13 protein-coding genes and 2 pseudogenes are annotated in these 13,845 nt (G+C 69.2%); 6 read left to right on the forward strand and 9 right to left on the reverse strand.

Features of this window, described 5'->3' with window-relative positions:
- Nucleotides 1-116 precede the first annotated feature (116 nt).
- Nucleotides 117-362 (reverse strand): hypothetical protein, encoded by a 246-nt coding sequence (locus ACVGV0_RS09770; RefSeq protein ID WP_459159538.1) that lies wholly within the window; start codon nucleotides 360-362, stop codon nucleotides 117-119.
- Between the two features lie 532 nt (nucleotides 363-894).
- On the opposite strand from ACVGV0_RS09770, the gene ACVGV0_RS09775 reads away from it, so the two are divergent.
- From ACVGV0_RS09775 to ACVGV0_RS09785, 3 genes and pseudogenes are all read left to right on the forward strand, one after another.
- Nucleotides 895-1,098: a DUF2795 domain-containing protein gene (locus ACVGV0_RS09775; RefSeq protein ID WP_459159539.1), complete on the forward strand. Its 204-nt coding sequence runs from the start codon at nucleotides 895-897 to the stop codon at nucleotides 1,096-1,098.
- A 765-nt stretch (nucleotides 1,099-1,863) separates the two neighbouring features.
- Nucleotides 1,864-2,388: a DUF421 domain-containing protein gene (locus ACVGV0_RS09780; protein ID WP_459159540.1), complete on the forward strand. Its 525-nt coding sequence runs from the start codon at nucleotides 1,864-1,866 to the stop codon at nucleotides 2,386-2,388.
- A 103-nt stretch (nucleotides 2,389-2,491) separates the two neighbouring features.
- Nucleotides 2,492-2,803 (forward strand): annotated as a pseudogene (locus ACVGV0_RS09785) (baeRF2 domain-containing protein); the annotation flags it as partial.
- Between the two features lie 97 nt (nucleotides 2,804-2,900).
- On the opposite strand, the gene ACVGV0_RS09790 reads toward ACVGV0_RS09785, so the two are convergent.
- From ACVGV0_RS09790 to ACVGV0_RS09815, 6 genes and pseudogenes are all read right to left on the reverse strand, one after another.
- A complete protein-coding gene (locus ACVGV0_RS09790; protein ID WP_459159973.1) occupies nucleotides 2,901-3,287 on the reverse strand; it encodes a DUF2267 domain-containing protein in 387 nt (128 codons plus the stop codon).
- An 87-nt stretch (nucleotides 3,288-3,374) separates the two neighbouring features.
- On the reverse strand, nucleotides 3,375-3,623 hold the full coding sequence (locus ACVGV0_RS09795) for a CBS domain-containing protein (protein WP_459159541.1): 249 nt from the start codon (nucleotides 3,621-3,623) through the stop codon (nucleotides 3,375-3,377).
- A 552-nt stretch (nucleotides 3,624-4,175) separates the two neighbouring features.
- Nucleotides 4,176-4,303, reverse strand: a pseudogene (locus ACVGV0_RS09800) (IS481 family transposase); the annotation flags it as partial.
- Between the two features lie 249 nt (nucleotides 4,304-4,552).
- Nucleotides 4,553-4,792, reverse strand: coding sequence for a hypothetical protein (locus ACVGV0_RS09805; RefSeq protein WP_459159542.1), 240 nt, complete (start codon nucleotides 4,790-4,792; stop codon nucleotides 4,553-4,555).
- A gap of 171 nt (nucleotides 4,793-4,963) precedes the next feature.
- The gene (locus tag ACVGV0_RS09810) at nucleotides 4,964-6,079 is read right to left on the reverse strand and encodes an acyltransferase (RefSeq protein ID WP_459159974.1); all 1,116 of its coding nucleotides are present in this window, start codon (nucleotides 6,077-6,079) and stop codon (nucleotides 4,964-4,966) included.
- Between the two features lie 755 nt (nucleotides 6,080-6,834).
- Nucleotides 6,835-7,185 (reverse strand): hypothetical protein, encoded by a 351-nt coding sequence (locus tag ACVGV0_RS09815; protein WP_459159543.1) that lies wholly within the window; start codon nucleotides 7,183-7,185, stop codon nucleotides 6,835-6,837.
- A 747-nt stretch (nucleotides 7,186-7,932) separates the two neighbouring features.
- On the opposite strand from ACVGV0_RS09815, the gene ACVGV0_RS09820 reads away from it, so the two are divergent.
- From ACVGV0_RS09820 to ACVGV0_RS09830, 3 genes are all read left to right on the forward strand, one after another.
- Nucleotides 7,933-8,346, forward strand: a complete 414-nt coding sequence (locus tag ACVGV0_RS09820) for an LCP family protein (protein ID WP_459159544.1) — start codon at nucleotides 7,933-7,935, stop codon at nucleotides 8,344-8,346.
- Nucleotides 8,347-8,399: 53 nt separating this feature from the next.
- On the forward strand, nucleotides 8,400-9,368 hold the full coding sequence (locus ACVGV0_RS09825; RefSeq protein ID WP_459159975.1) for an LCP family protein: 969 nt from the start codon (nucleotides 8,400-8,402) through the stop codon (nucleotides 9,366-9,368).
- Between the two features lie 352 nt (nucleotides 9,369-9,720).
- Nucleotides 9,721-10,971 carry an MFS transporter gene (locus tag ACVGV0_RS09830; RefSeq protein ID WP_459159545.1) on the forward strand — a complete coding sequence of 417 codons (1,251 nt, stop codon included), beginning with the start codon at nucleotides 9,721-9,723 and terminating at the stop codon, nucleotides 10,969-10,971.
- 301 nt (nucleotides 10,972-11,272) lie between these two features.
- On the opposite strand, the gene ACVGV0_RS09835 is transcribed toward ACVGV0_RS09830, so the two are convergent.
- On the reverse strand, nucleotides 11,273-12,316 hold the full coding sequence (locus ACVGV0_RS09835) for a hemolysin family protein (RefSeq protein ID WP_459159546.1): 1,044 nt from the start codon (nucleotides 12,314-12,316) through the stop codon (nucleotides 11,273-11,275).
- A complete protein-coding gene (locus tag ACVGV0_RS09840; protein WP_459159547.1) occupies nucleotides 12,316-13,662 on the reverse strand; it encodes a hemolysin family protein in 1,347 nt (448 codons plus the stop codon). Before ACVGV0_RS09840 ends, ACVGV0_RS09835 begins: the two co-directional genes overlap by 1 nt.
- Nucleotides 13,663-13,845: the final 183 nt, after the last annotated feature.

A 13,845-nucleotide genomic window follows, 5' to 3' on the forward strand; every position in this document is an offset into this window, starting at 1 on the left:
TCGGGATCACAGGACGAGTTCGCGCCCTCATCGGCGGAGGTGCCTCATGCGACTCCGGCGCTGTCAGATGCGGTGGTTTCCCGCTCGCCCGGAGCGGCGCACATGTGCGCCAGCTGTCATACCGCCTCTTGGTCGGCGACGCGGGCGCGCACGGCGTTGCGGTATTCCGTGACGGCCTGCAACAAGGCCTCTGCCGCCGCAGCATCCTGTTCGTCGAGGTTGCCCTGCGCGTCGCCGGCTGCGGCCAGGCCCACGGAGATGTGCTCGCCGAAGGCGCGGAGCTGGGGATTGGATCCGCCGGTGACGTGGAACTCCGTGGGAGTGAGCCGGCTGATGGGCAGCAGGACCTGGACCGTTTCCATCGGGAATCCAGACATAACGACCTCGGTGTGTTGTTGGCGTGTTGTTCGAGGGACAACTCATTATCCAGAGGGCTCCGGACCCGGTGCGGCGGGGTGTTCGCCACCGCGTGGGACAACTCTGGCGGGGGCGGGGCGGGCGTGTCGAGTCCGTCCCGGAGCGGCTTCACCGCCAACACCGAGCAACACGCCCGGTGCGCGTTCGCGCGGAGCAGTGCCACGGCCGGTTGCTGGCGGGAGTTGCGCGGCGCCGCGCACCAGGTAGTTCCGGTTCGGGTTTGATGTTCGCGCTCCGCGGGTAGGTCCCCCGTCAATGACGGTGTCGACGCGCCCCCGGCAGCTCAAACAGGTCGAGCCGACGGGTGTGGGTGAGGACCGCTGCGAGCCGCGCGACGCAAGCACGCATGCGCGCCCACATTGCGGGCAAACTCCGAACCCCGGGGAATGCGGCCTTTTCTCGGGGGTGATGGCCCGGGTGCACGCGCCGACCGCCGGGCGGTGCGAGTCGACGACGAGTGAGAGCGAGGAGGCAGCGATGACCGATGCCGACGAACGACGCGTCCGCGAAATCCTGCAAGGCCTCGAGTTCCCAGTGAGCAAGAGCTACCTGCTCGACTACGCCGAGACCCGCCAGGCCGATGCGAAGACGATGCGAGCGCTGCACGGTCTCGCCGACCGCGAATACACCAGCACCGGGGACGTCGAAACCGCCGTCCCCCAACGTCCGGAGCAAGAATAGCCGGAACTCCGGAACTGGTGTCCGCGACGGGGCCGACGGGGCCGAGGGGGTCGCGGAGGCACCGCAGGGGCTTTCCCGGCGTCTGGACGCTCGTCAGAGCGCCAGTACCCGCCCTCGGTGCCGGTTCGCTCGAGGAGCGAGGCGAGGCGAGCGGCGCACCTGCCGGGCAGGGGAGTGCCCCGGGTTCGGTTGGCACGCGGGGTTGGCGGTTTTCAGGCCGCGTGCGGCGGTGTCGATGACCTCGAACTCGGTCGGGGTGAAACGGCCGAGTCCTCGTGACCGGCGGTGTCGGTGGTGCTCGGTGATGTCGGTCAGCCACGTCGCATCGAGCCGCGCGGCGCTGGAATCGCGTCCGAATGCCAGCCTGCTGGAGCCTCGCACATCAGGCATCAACCAAAACCTAAACACTCCGGGGAATCCGTGGCCGCCCCTCGAGCCTTTCCTCCGGATCTGCTCCTGGTGCGAACTGCTCGGGGGTTCAGGTGGCCCGCAGTCTGCATGGTTCCGTTTTGTCGGGGCACTCGGCTGCGCGGGTCGGTTCAACATCGCCGTTGAGCCACGAGGAGGCTGCGACGCGCCGCAGCTCATGGGGGCGTTGGGTCAGCCCGAAGCCTTGTTGCCTGAACGTCTTAGGTTTGGCACTGCGTGACCCGCGGCGCGGCGAACGGATCGTCGAGCCCTATCCAGTATGTCGCACGGTCGGGAAGGATGTGATGGGTTTTGTTGTCTCAGTTGGGGGCCGCGTGGAGCACGATCGTCCTGGTCGTGATCAGTACCGTTGGCGTCTACCTGGCATTGATCTTGTTCTCGCGGATCGCCGGGTTGCGGTCGTTCGCCGAGATGACGAACTTCGACTTCGCCGCCACGATCATCTTCGGCTCCATGTCCGCGACGACGGCTGTGAGCACATCGACGTCGCTGGTGCAGGGAGTTGTGGCGCTTGCGGTGCTGTTCGCGGTGCAGGCACTGATCGCCTACCTGCGTCGGACCAAGAGAATTGAACGGGCCGTGGATAGTCGACCGTTGTTGCTCATGGACGGCACTGAGGTGCTGACCGGGAATCTGGCGCGCGCCCGCATGAGCGATGATGATCTGCGGTCGAAGTTGCGGTTGGCGGGCGTTGTCCGGAGTGAGCAGGTCGCTGCGGTGGTGTTGGAAACCACGGGCACGGTGTCGGTGCTCACGGTCGACGGGCAGGGCCGGCCGCTCGATCCGAGGTTGCTGCAGTCCGTTTCCGGTGCCGACCGGCTTCGTTCGGAGCTTGCAGACGAGGACTCGGCCGACTCGTAGGCCCTCATCGCCGCGTTCTCCCCGGCCTCGGCCGGTCCGCGCTGATGGGCTCGTGGGAGCGGAGCTGGGTGCGTTGGTGCGCGAGGAATGCCGCTCGGTACGGATGCTGGTGGCCATCGCCAAGCACCAGGGAGCGCAAGTGCGCCAGGAGGTGGTGGCCGAGCAGCACGTGGCCCGCGAGGTGGAGACCGACAGCGTCACGGGTCATGCGCGCTCGGACGCGCACGAGCCACGCGGTGGGGCGTTGGCGCACAAGCAGCTGCAACGCCGTGCCGAGCGGTCCCTGCAGCGCAACTTCGAGGATGTGGTGGCGCATCTGCGCACGGACACGGCCTCGTTCCGTCCGCGGCTGCTCGTGCTGGCCGGGGAGGTGCAGGACCGCACGGCGCTGCGCGACGCACTGCCCGAAGAGCTCGCGAGCACGTACGTTCTGCGTCGACCGCGTTTCCCGTGCGCCGCGCGAGGCGGGGTGTTGGTCAACAGGCCTGCTGACCAGCACCCCGGGGCTGCGCCTACTCGAAGAGGGCGGCGATCGAACGGGGCAGCTGTGCCACGGCGTCGTCGGTTCCGCCTTCGGGAGCCCAGTTGCGCAGCGTGGTCAACACCGCCCGCACCTGCTGCTCGGTGGTATCGGGATCGGTGGTGGCGATCTCATCGCTGACCCGGTCCAGGAACTCGGTTTTGTCCAGCGCCCGCGCTTGTCCGCTGCGGTGGGACAGTTCGCGCCGCAGTTCCGGCGGCAGCCCCTGCATCAACTCATCGGTCTGACCGCCGCCGATGCCTTCAGCCAACGCGGTCAGCGTCGCCCGTGCCACCCGCGAGGCCTCGTCCGTTGAGGACAGACCAGCTCCGGACTGCACCTGCTCGACGAACGCACGCATGGTCGTGCCTTCCCACATCTCTTCCACCACTGTGTCCTCTTTCGTGAGTCGCCGTTCACGGTTCCGTGTCGTGCGCCCGCAGGGCTGCGGGCGAGCAAGTCGTGCTCAGGGGGCGCTGAGGAGCTCGACCAAGTCGCCGACCTGCGAGTTCGGAAGAGCCCGGGCAATATCGGCCACTGAGATCATGCCGACGAGTCGCCCCTGGTCGATGACGGGGAGCTGACGCACCTGGAAGCGAGACATCGTCGCGAGCGCGTTGTCGAGGGTGTCGTCGGCGCACAGCCGCTCCACGTTGGCGTCGTCGACCTCGCCGCTGACGGTGAGCACTGCTGTGTTGCCGGTGGGGTAGTGCACCCGCACCCGCAGCCGCAGTCGCTCCTCGGCAAAGTTGCGGAGTGCTTCCGCCTGTTCCGCTGAGGGGCTTGTGCTCGAGTGCGTTGTGGGCTGTTGGTTCCGGTTGACCGGGAACTCGTGGGCACAACACTCCATCTCTGAACACGGGTCTCCCAGTCCGGACCTTGCCAACCCACGTTCAGAGCACGGTGGGAGCGGCACACCCCTGCGGCGCAGCGATACCCAACGAGGGCTGGGCATCCTGGCAGGCTGCTTGCTCAACCGACCGCACCAAGCACGCTACCGGCTTCCCGCACCTTCGGTCGATCCGACCCCGCCCAGGGGCGGACGGACGGCAGGGCGGGACGTGGATGCTGCTGAACGAACCCCCATGCCCCGACGCCCCCGGGATCGTTGCCGCTACGCGCTGAACGACACCAAACCTGAGTGCCACGTGTCCCGGGACACTCGCACTTGATCAATCGATACCCACCACCGCCGGACACCAAACGACTCCCGGCATCCTGCAGCACCGCCTCAACGGGGCTTGCTCGACCGACGGAGTTCACCCCAGGAGGAGGTGAACCGGGCGCAGGCGCGGATCCAGAATACCGGGGCGGTGTTTTGCGCTCCTCGGGCAGGAGCTCGCTGTGGGCCAGCCGGGAGTGATCGTCGACGGCGCCCGGCAGATAGCCGTAGCCGATCTCCCCGTGCGCAACTTCCCGAGGCACTACGACTGGAGTCGATGCGGTGGAAGCTCGTGATCCGAATCGGCCGTCTGAACTGCCGTGGTGGCAAGAGCTGTTGCCGTTGAGAGTCGTGTGCTCAGGTGTTGCAGCAGTACTGCTGCTGGTGTTCTTCGTCGGCCAAATTCTCCGCGCCGGGACTCGGCCGTGCTCGACTGCCCCGCGGAGTCCCCTTCTGGGGATCCCGTTCCGAGCGCGGAGGATTCACGTTTCCTGGTCGTTTTGACCGCTTGAGGGTTGATCGCCCGTGGTGAGCTTCAAGAGGATCCACAGCGCTGCGAGGAGCCCGCCGAGCAGCGTCACGGGGTTGGCAAGAGTGTCGATATAGGCGTTTTCGTCGATTCTTCGGAAGCCGGTGAGCGTCGATCGGCCGACCAGGACCAGCAGTGGGAGAAAGAACAGGAGAGTGAACAGCCCGAGGAGATTGGTGTATGTGTTGCGCATGATCCCTCAGTGCATTCTGTTGACGGTGCCGGGGCCTTTTCAGGGGCCGGTGTCACCGTAGCGGTGAATAGGCAGCGATGCGAATGCGACTGCACGCACCACGCCGCGCGGCCCCCGCGGCGGTTGGAGCTTCGCCGGCAGGCTCTGCTACCTCGTCGTCCGGCGGGCTGGTCATGAGTTGCGGGGATGTCCGAACTGCGGGAGCGGGGGCCAGGGAAGTCGGGCCCGTCCGGTGAGGGCGCGGCTGCCGGGCAGATGACGCAGGAGTTCGGTCAGCAGCGCGGTGCCGGCGATGGTGGCGAGGTACAGCAGGGCCAGGCTGGCCAGGGGGCCGATCGTGGCGGCGAGGGCGCGGAAGGGTGCGAGCAAGGCATCGAGGACGAGCGGGTGGGCCAAGAAGATGCCGAAGGAGCGCTCGGAAGCGTAGGTGATCACGCGGGAGGCCCGGTCGCCCGGTCGCCGGTGCGCGGCCCACCAGCTGCCGACGGCGTACAACGTGGCCAGCACGGTGAGGAAGTACGGCACCAGCCAGGGCTGGAACACGGTGCCGGCGCGCAGCGGCGACATGCCGTGGGCCACGACGGTCCAGTAGCAGGCCTGCGCCAGCAGTGCGGTACCGGCGAGCGCGGCCAGGACGATCCGGCCGTGCCGGCGCACCCAGGCGTGGATCGCGTCGAAGTGCCACGCGGTGAGCATGCCGACGAGGGCGTAGAGCTGGTAGGCCGGCAGCATCACGTCGATGTGCTCATCCAGTACGGGCGTCCACAGGCCTGTCCGCGGGGCGTAGCTGGCCAGTCCGGCCAGGGCCAGCTGTGCGGCGATGCTGGCCGCGAGCAACCATCGGTGCTGGCCGGCGGTGGCGCGCACCAGGCGCAGCAGTGCGGGGAAGACGAGGTACATCTGCAGGGTGACCAGCAGGAAGTACAGGTGGTACCAGTGTCCGCCGGTGACCAGGCCCAGCAGGAGGCCGTCGAGGGCGTCCTCGAGGGTGGTCTGCGGCCAGGCGCCCCAGGTGAACCGGATCCAGTACACCACGCTCCAGGTCAGGTAGGGCGCGGCCACCCAGGGGAAGCGTTTGCGCCAGAACTGCCGCGCCGGGAGGGGACGGCGCAGGGCCTGGTAGGTCAGGACGAACCCGGTCAGCGCGAAGAACGCCTCGCGGGTGAAGTGCAACAGCATCTGCACCGCGTGCGAGGGCATGCTCGGCAGCAGCGCCGCCCCGCTGAGCACGTGGATCAGGATCACGCTGGCGAAGCTGAGTACCCGGAACAGGTTGATCTGGTACAGATGCCCACCCTCGGATCGCGCCCGCTGAGCGGTCGAGGGGTGGTGCGTGCTGGGTGTGTGGTGCGGTTCGTGCGAGGGCTGGGGCTACTCAGCGACGTCTCCCGAAAGAGGCCAGGATGTTGGCGAACCGGATCGAGTGCTCGTCGGGCACCGGCAACGAACCTCTCTTCCCCGCCAGCGCGGCAACCGGGGCTTGCTGGTTCCCCTGGACCGGCCGCGCCGTGATCGGACACGTGCGCGGAACAACTACAGCACACGCATGTCCGCCACGAGGAACCGACTGAGCAGGAAAGGGGGCGGTATTTCGGCCGACGTGCTCGGCGCGAGGCCCGGATCGTCACATTGGGAATTGAGTCATCACGAGCCGCGACATGTGAAACACCACTGCGCCCCTCCGTTGACGACAGGCGCCGTTTCTGTGCCGCGATGCGCCCCGCAGCAGGAGCGTGAACCTCTCGGCCAGCCATCAAGTGCCAGCCCACGACTATGCTCGGTGACATGGGGACCGGTGATCGGAGTCGCTCGTCGGAGCGGTCGTGGTGGCAGGAGCTGTGGCCGTTGACGCTCGCGTGCGCAGGTATTGCGGTGGTCATGCTGCTGGTGTTTCTCGCCAGCTGAACGTTGCGCGCCAACGTTGTGCGTGAGAACGCGTCGGCCCCGGTGGGGCGCCCCGAAGGGGGTGTCCTCGGGGCGCGGCAAGCGCCCAGCCAGGATGTTGGGCGCGATCAGCGTACTCGCTGGCCGGGACTTCCGGGTCATCGAGTCGTGACAGCGGCGTCGTGGTCTTGGGTGCGGTGGCGGCGACGTGTGACGACGACGGTGCCGAGTACCGCGAGAACCACGGCTCCGAGAACGAGCCAGCTGGCCTGGCCGAGGATGTCTTCGAGGTAGCGCACGGAGGCGCCGAGGGTCACGCTGGCGGTCAGCAGTGCGAACATGTCCGGCGTGGTCACTGTTGCCGCGGTCAGCAGCAGGCCGCTTTCGCCGGGGACGGCGAAGCCGAGGCCGAGGGTGCATTCGGCCAGGGCCAGGGCGGCGGTGGCGGCGATGAGCGCGGGCCGCGGCAGCGTGCCGAGCGCGGCGAGCAGGTCGCTGATGCCGGGCACGGGCCCTCCTCCGGCTCAGAGGTGTCGGCACATCGGGGGTAGCTGGCTTCGCCCAGACGGGTCTGACCCTACCGACATGTGGCCCCTCGTGGCACAGACTGGCTGAACGTGTGGACCATGGAACGAGCGCCGACCGGGGGCAGCGGCGACCTGATGCAGCACGCGCGCCAGTGCACGGGAGGTGGATGTTGGCAAGCGCCGACGGCCCGCGCAGACGACCCCCGCAGGAGCGGGAGCCGCGCGGAGGCCACTCCCAACCCGGCCCGCCGGCGCAGCAACCCCCTCAGAGGCCGGCACAGCGGCCTTCCCAGGGACCGGCGCAGCAGCCTCCCCGGGAACAGGCACAGCGTCCTGGCCACGGTTCGCCGCAGAACCCCGCGTCCCGGCACGGTCCCGGCGCGCCCCCTCCGGATCAACGCGGTGGCAGGCCGCAGCGAGCTGCGCCACCCACCCCGCCCCCGCGGCCGGCACGGCCTGACACCGCACGGGGACGGCGTGAGCAGGAACCGGGGCCCGGCGTTTCAGGGCTCGCTGACCGGGCCGGTGCAGCCACCACCCCACCCGGAGACGTCCGCCCGCGCTCGGAGTGGTGCGGAAGCACCACGGCGTGCGCCCCAGCGAGACCAACCGGTCGACGGTACGGGCTCTGGCCGACCGGCTGCTGGCACGGCCGGCGCCGAGCCCACGGTCCGGATGTCGTCGGCCTCGGGCAGTGGCCGCTGGTTCTCGCCGCGGTGGCGTGCGGGGTTGCGCAGCGCGCTGGCGGTGGTCTCGGCCGTGGTGCTCGTGGTCACCGGATACGGCTGGGTGGCGCTGCGGGATCTCGGGGCGGGGATGAACACCAGCGAGGTCACGGCCGACGCCGGTGCGGACGGGGCGACCGACATCTTGTTGGTCGGAAAGGACAGCCGCACCGATGCGCAGGGCAACCCGTTGCCGCAGGAGGTGTTGGACAAGCTGCAGGCCGGTGACAACGAGGCCAGCCTGACCGACACGTTGCTCCTGCTGCACATTCCCCACGACCGGTCCCGCGCGGTGGCGTATTCGATCCCGCGGGACACGTACGTGTCGCTGCCCGACGGCTACGGCCAGCACAAGATCAACTCGGCCTACGCTCGGGCCCAGAGCGAGGCCGAGCAGGACCTGCAGCAGCAAGCCTGACCGATCCGGCCGAGCTGCGCCGCCGGTCGGCCGAAGAGGGGCGCGGGTTGTTGGTGGATTCGGTCGAGGGGCTCACCGGGGTGGGGGTGGATCACTACGCCGAGGCGAACCTGCTGGGCTTCTACCGGTTGACCCAGGCCGTCGGCGGGGTGCAGGTGTGCCTGAACGAGCCGGTCGACGACCCGTGCTCGGGTGCGGACTTCTCCGCAGGGGTGCAGACGGTGTCCGGCTCGCAGGCGTTGGCGTTCGTGCGGCAGCGCCACGGCCTGCCGATGGGGGATTTGGACCGGGTGCAGCGCCAGCAGGCGTTCCTGGCCGGGCTGGCCCGGTCGATGCTTTCCAGCGGCACGCTGGCCAACCCGGGCCGGTTGGGCGAGATCTTCGACTCGGTGCAGGACTCGCTCGTGCTCGACGACGGGTGGGACGTGCTCTCCTTCACCCAGCAGATGCAGGGCCTGGCCGGCGGTGACCTCACCTTCGACACGATCCCGGTGGAAAACCCCGCCTACGAGACACCCGAGGGCGAGGCCGTGAAAGTGGACCCGGACGAGGTGGCCGAGACGATCCAACGCGTCAACGACGGTCGCCCGCCCGAGCCACGGCCACCCCGGCAGTTGGCCCAGGCCACGGTGGACGTGCGCAACACCACCGACATCACCGGACTGGCCGGACGCGTCTCCGAGGACCTCGCCGCCGACGACGTGCCCGTCGGCGATACCGGCAACGCCGATCCGCGCGAGACCTCACAGGTGCGCTACGCGCCGGGCGAGAAGCAGGCGGCCGGGTTCGTCGCCGACCGCCTCGACGGGATCCCCACGCGAGAAGACCCCACCCTGACTCGGGGAGAGGTGCGCGTGCTGCTGGCCGACGACTACGACGGCCCCGCGCTGCAAACCAACGTCGCCGCACAAGGCCCGGTGCAGCTGGACGGCTCCGCCCACCAAGCCCCCGCCGCCCCCGCGGCGCCACCGGAGCCGAGCGACGACGCCATCACCGCCGACGACATCCCCTGCGTCAACTAACACCCGTGGCAAGGCCACCGTGCGGCAGGCGCGACAGGTACGCGTGCGGGCGTGACCACCTTCTCCGCGGCCGACCGCACCGCCCCGCTCCCGCAACGCGCCGAGCGTGGCCCCGACCACCTCCAGGCCAGCGGCGATGACGAGGCGGTGCACCCGCGAAGGTGGCGATCTCGCCGCCGTCTCGGGCGCACCAGTTCGCCGCCGGAATCGAGGTTGAGGCGGCCGCGGCCGCACGGGGGTTGCTGGGCTCCGGCTTCCAGCGAAGCTGATTACCGTGCAAGCCCCTACCCTTGCCCCTGTGGCCACAACACCTGTTCCTGCGTCGTCGAGGGTCCGCCGGGGGCGGCGTGCCGTGATCAGCTGGGCCTTGTGGGACTGGGGCTCGGCGGCGTTCAACACCATCATCGTGACCTTCGTCTTCACGGTCTACCTGACCGATACCGTGGCCCCGGACCCGGACAGCGGCTCGCAGGGCCTCGGCGCCGCCCTGGCCGTCGCGGGATTGCTCATCGCGGTACTCGCGCCGATCACCGGACAACGCAGCGACGCCGGCGGCCGACGCAAGCTGTGGCTCGGCATCCACACTGGCCTGGTCGTTGCGAGCATGGGCGGGCTGTTCTTCGTCCGGGACGAGCCTTCCTACTTGTTGCTGGGGCTGGTGCTCCTCGCGGTCGGCAGCGTCTTCTCCGAGTTCGCCCAGGTCAACTACAACGCGATGCTCGTGCAGATCTCCCGACGGGAAACTGTCGGGCGGGTCTCGGGTTTCGGCTGGGGGATGGGCTACTGCGGTGGCCTCATCGCGCTGGTGATCGTGCTGTTCGCCTTCATCCGACCTGAGGTCGGCCTGTTCGGCGTGACCAGCGAGGACGGTCTGAACATCCGGGCGGTCGCGGTGTTTTCGGCGCTGTGGTTCGCGATGTTCGCGCTGCCGGTCTTGATCTTCGCACCGGAGAACCCGCCGTCGCAGGACGCGCGGCGGCTCAGCTTCCTCGCCAGCTACGTCGCGCTCGGCAAACGGCTCAGGGACATGTGGCGCACCGAACGCCGCACCCTGTGGTTCCTCGGAGCCAGTGCCCTCTACCGCGACGGACTGGCCGCCGTGTTCACCTTCGGCGGCGTGCTCGCCGCGGGGACCTTCGGTTTCAGCGCCGCAGAGGTGGTGCTCTTCGCGATCGCGGCCAACCTCGCTGCCGGTCTCGGTGCGATCACCGGCGGGTGGCTGGACGATCTGCTCGGGCCGAAACGACTGATCGTCAGTGGCTTGCTCGCGCTGATACTGATGGGCATCGTTCTGATGGTCCTCGAAGGAAAAACGGTGTTCTGGGTGTGCGGGCTGGCACTGGCCATCTTCGTGGGACCGACCCAGTCGGCCAGTCGCACCTTCCTGGCCCGGATCAGCACCTCGGCCCGTCAAGGAGAAGCGTTCGGCCTCTACGCGACGACCGGGCGGGCGGTGAGCTTTCTGGGGCCGTTGGCCTTCAGCGGTTTCATCGCCGTGTTCGGCGTCCAACGGGCGGGCATAGCTGGAATCGTGCTCGTCCTCGCACTCGGCCTCATCGCGCTCCTCCCCGTCCGCGCTCCGGAACACCAACGGGAGAGCTGACGAACGCGGCGGCGGAGACCCAGGTCGCGGCCGTCAACGGCGGCTCGGAGGACAAGGGCGGCATCGCGATGCGCAACGTCCAGTTCACCTTCCCGCAGGCCGGCGAGGTCTACCCGGAGGGATCCTCCGCCCCGGTGCAGGGCATGGGCATCAATTCGGGGGAGACCGCTGACCGCCTCGTCGGGGCCTCCAGTTCGTACGCGGCCTCGGTCGAGGTCAGCGGTGCGACCGAGCTGCCCGGCGACGCCGCCCTGCACGCCTACGGCGCGCCTGCCCCTCCGTCGCGGTGCTTTTCCTGCGGTCACGCCGATCGGCGATGGGCGGTGTCGCGGATTTCGCCGACGAGTTCTTCGAGCACGTCTTCCAGGGCGACGACGCCGAGGACGGTGCCGTGGGTGTCGGTGACTCGTGCCAGGTGGGTGCCTTGGCGGCGCATGGTGTGCAGGGCTTCGTGCAGCGGGGTGTGCGCCGGTACTGTGGGCAACGCGCGCAGTGCCCCGGCCAGTGGTGGCTCTCCCGGTTGCGGTGTGGTTCGGGCGGCGGAGAGCACGTCGCGCAGATGCACGTAGCCGGTCAGCTCACCCGAGGCGTCGGTGATGGGAAACCGCGAGAATCCGGTGCGCGTGGCCGTGGCCTGCACCGTCTGCGGGCTGGCCGCGGCCGGCAGGGTCACCAGTTCCCGCAGGGGCAGCAGCACCGAGCCCACCGTGTGCTGCGGGAACTGCAGTGCTCGTTCCAGCAGCTCGTGTTCTGCGCTGGGCAGCATGCCGTGTTGGTGGGACTCGTCGATCAACGCTGCCATGTCGTCGCGGCTGTAGCTGGCGGAGACCTCCTCGCGCGGGGTCACCCGCAGCAGCCGCACCAGACCGTTGGCCAGGGCGTTGAGCACGACCACGGCGGGTTTGACCACCCGCACGAGGCCGTACAGCGGCGGTCCGAGCAGCAACGCGGCTCGTTCCGGCGCGGCCAGGGCGAGGTTTTTCGGCACCATTTCGCCGAAGACCATGTGGAAGTAGGTCACCACCGCGAGGGCCAGCACGAACGCCGTCGGGTGCAGCAACCAGTCCGGCAGGCCCGCGGCGGTGAACGGGGCCTCGAGCCAGTGCGCCACGACCGGCTCGGCCACCGCACCCAGGCCCAGTGAGCACGCGGTGATGCCGAGCTGGGCGGCGGCCATCATCAGCGACACGCGTTCCATCGCGTGCAGCGTCACTCGCGCCATCCGTCCCCCGGAGGCGAGGCGCGGCTCGATCTGGCTGCGCCGCGCCGAGATCAGGGCGAACTCGGCACCGACGAAGAAGGCGTTGCCCCCCAACAGCACGACGGCCAGCAGGATCGATCCCATCAGGCGTGCTCCTCCTGCCCGGTATCGTTCGCCGGGTCCGCCGGTTGCCACTGCAGGTCGACGCGGTCGACGCGGAATCCGTCCATCCGCCGCACCGTGATCACCACGCTGCCGTCCGGCAGGGCAAGGGTGAGCACGTCCCCCGCGGTCGGGATCCGTCCCAGCGAGTACTGCACCAGGCCGCCGATCGTGTCGTACTCGCCGTGCTCCGGCAGCGCGACCCCGGTCAGCTCAGCGACTTCGTCGGGTCGGGCCAGCCCCGAAATCGTCCACACCCCGTCCGTTCGTTGCCGGATCGGCGCGCCGCCCGGGTCGTGTTCGTCACTGATCTCGCCGACCAGTTCTTCGAGCAGATCTTCCAACGTGACGACCCCGGACGTGCCGCCGTATTCGTCGACCACGACGGCCAACTGCATGCCTTGGCGGCGCAGCAGTGACAGCAATCCGTCGAGGTCCTTGCTCTCGGGCACCAGTACTGGAGGGGACATGACCGTGTTCACCAACTGGTGAGGCTGCTCGTGCTCCGGCACGGCGACGGCCTGTTTGAGGTGCACCACTCCGACCGGATCATCCGCGCTGTGCCCGACAACGGGGAACCGGGAATGCCCCGTGGTCTCGGACAATGCGACGACCTCGCCCACCGGCGCTGTTGCCGCCACGGTGCGCACCCGCCGCCGCGGCGTCATCACCTCGGCGGCGGTCTTCGCGCCCAGCGCCAGCGACCGCGACACCAGCCGCACGGTTTCGGCGTCCAACGTGCCCTGCTCGCCGGAATGACGGGCCGTCCAGGCCAGCTCCTGCGGTGACCGGGCCGAGGCCAGCTCTTCCTGCGGAGACACCCCCACCATCCGCAACGTCGCGTTGGCCGAGCCGTTCAACACGCGGATCAACGGCCCCGCCGCGGTCGTGAACCCCCGTTGCAGCGGCGCGGCCACGCGGGCGATGGGCCACGGACGCGCGATCGCGAGATTCTTCGGCACCAACTCGCCGAATACCATCTGCACGCCGGTCGCGACCACGAAAGCGAGGGTGAACGCCACCGGCGTGGCGGCCTGCCCCAGACCCACCGCCTGCAGCGGGCCGCGCAACAGCCTCCCCAGGGAGGGTTCGGCGACGTAGCCCACGACCAGGCTCGTGACCGTGATGCCCAACTGGGCACCCGACAACTGCGTCGACAACGACCGCAACGCGGACGCCACGCCTCGTGCGCGTCGATCGCCCGCTTCGGCAGCACGATCCACCCGCGCCCGGTCGACCGTGACCAACCCGAACTCGGCGGCCACGAACACCGCGTTCGCCCCGACCAACACCACCGCCAGCCCGAGCAAGACCCACTCAACGGCCACAGGCCCCACCCCGGTCACGAGCGCACATCCACATCACAGCCACACAACTCACCCTAAAAGGTCGAACAGGCCGCAACGCGGGCAGGCGCACGACTGCCCGAGGAGCGGGAACGGTCCAGGTGCATGGCACAGCTGCGCGAGCCGCAGTCTGATCAGGAACGGAGTCCGCCGGACGACGAGGGC

The sequence above is a fragment of the Salinifilum ghardaiensis genome (assembly GCF_054491345.1).

Bases quoted from the DNA above. Each gene is read 5' to 3' on its own strand.
- ACVGV0_RS09770 (WP_459159538.1), bottom strand. From the start codon at position 362: ATGGAAACGGTCCAGGTCCTGCTGCCCATCAGCCGGCTCACTCCCACG.
- ACVGV0_RS09805 (WP_459159542.1), bottom strand. From the start codon at position 4,792: ATGCGCAACACATACACCAATCTCCTCGGGCTGTTCACTCTCCTGTTC.
- ACVGV0_RS09775 (WP_459159539.1), top strand. From the start codon at position 895: ATGACCGATGCCGACGAACGACGCGTCCGCGAAATCCTGCAAGGCCTC.
- ACVGV0_RS09835 (WP_459159546.1), bottom strand. From the start codon at position 12,316: ATGGGATCGATCCTGCTGGCCGTCGTGCTGTTGGGGGGCAACGCCTTC.
- ACVGV0_RS09790 (WP_459159973.1), bottom strand. From the start codon at position 3,287: ATGTGGGAAGGCACGACCATGCGTGCGTTCGTCGAGCAGGTGCAGTCC.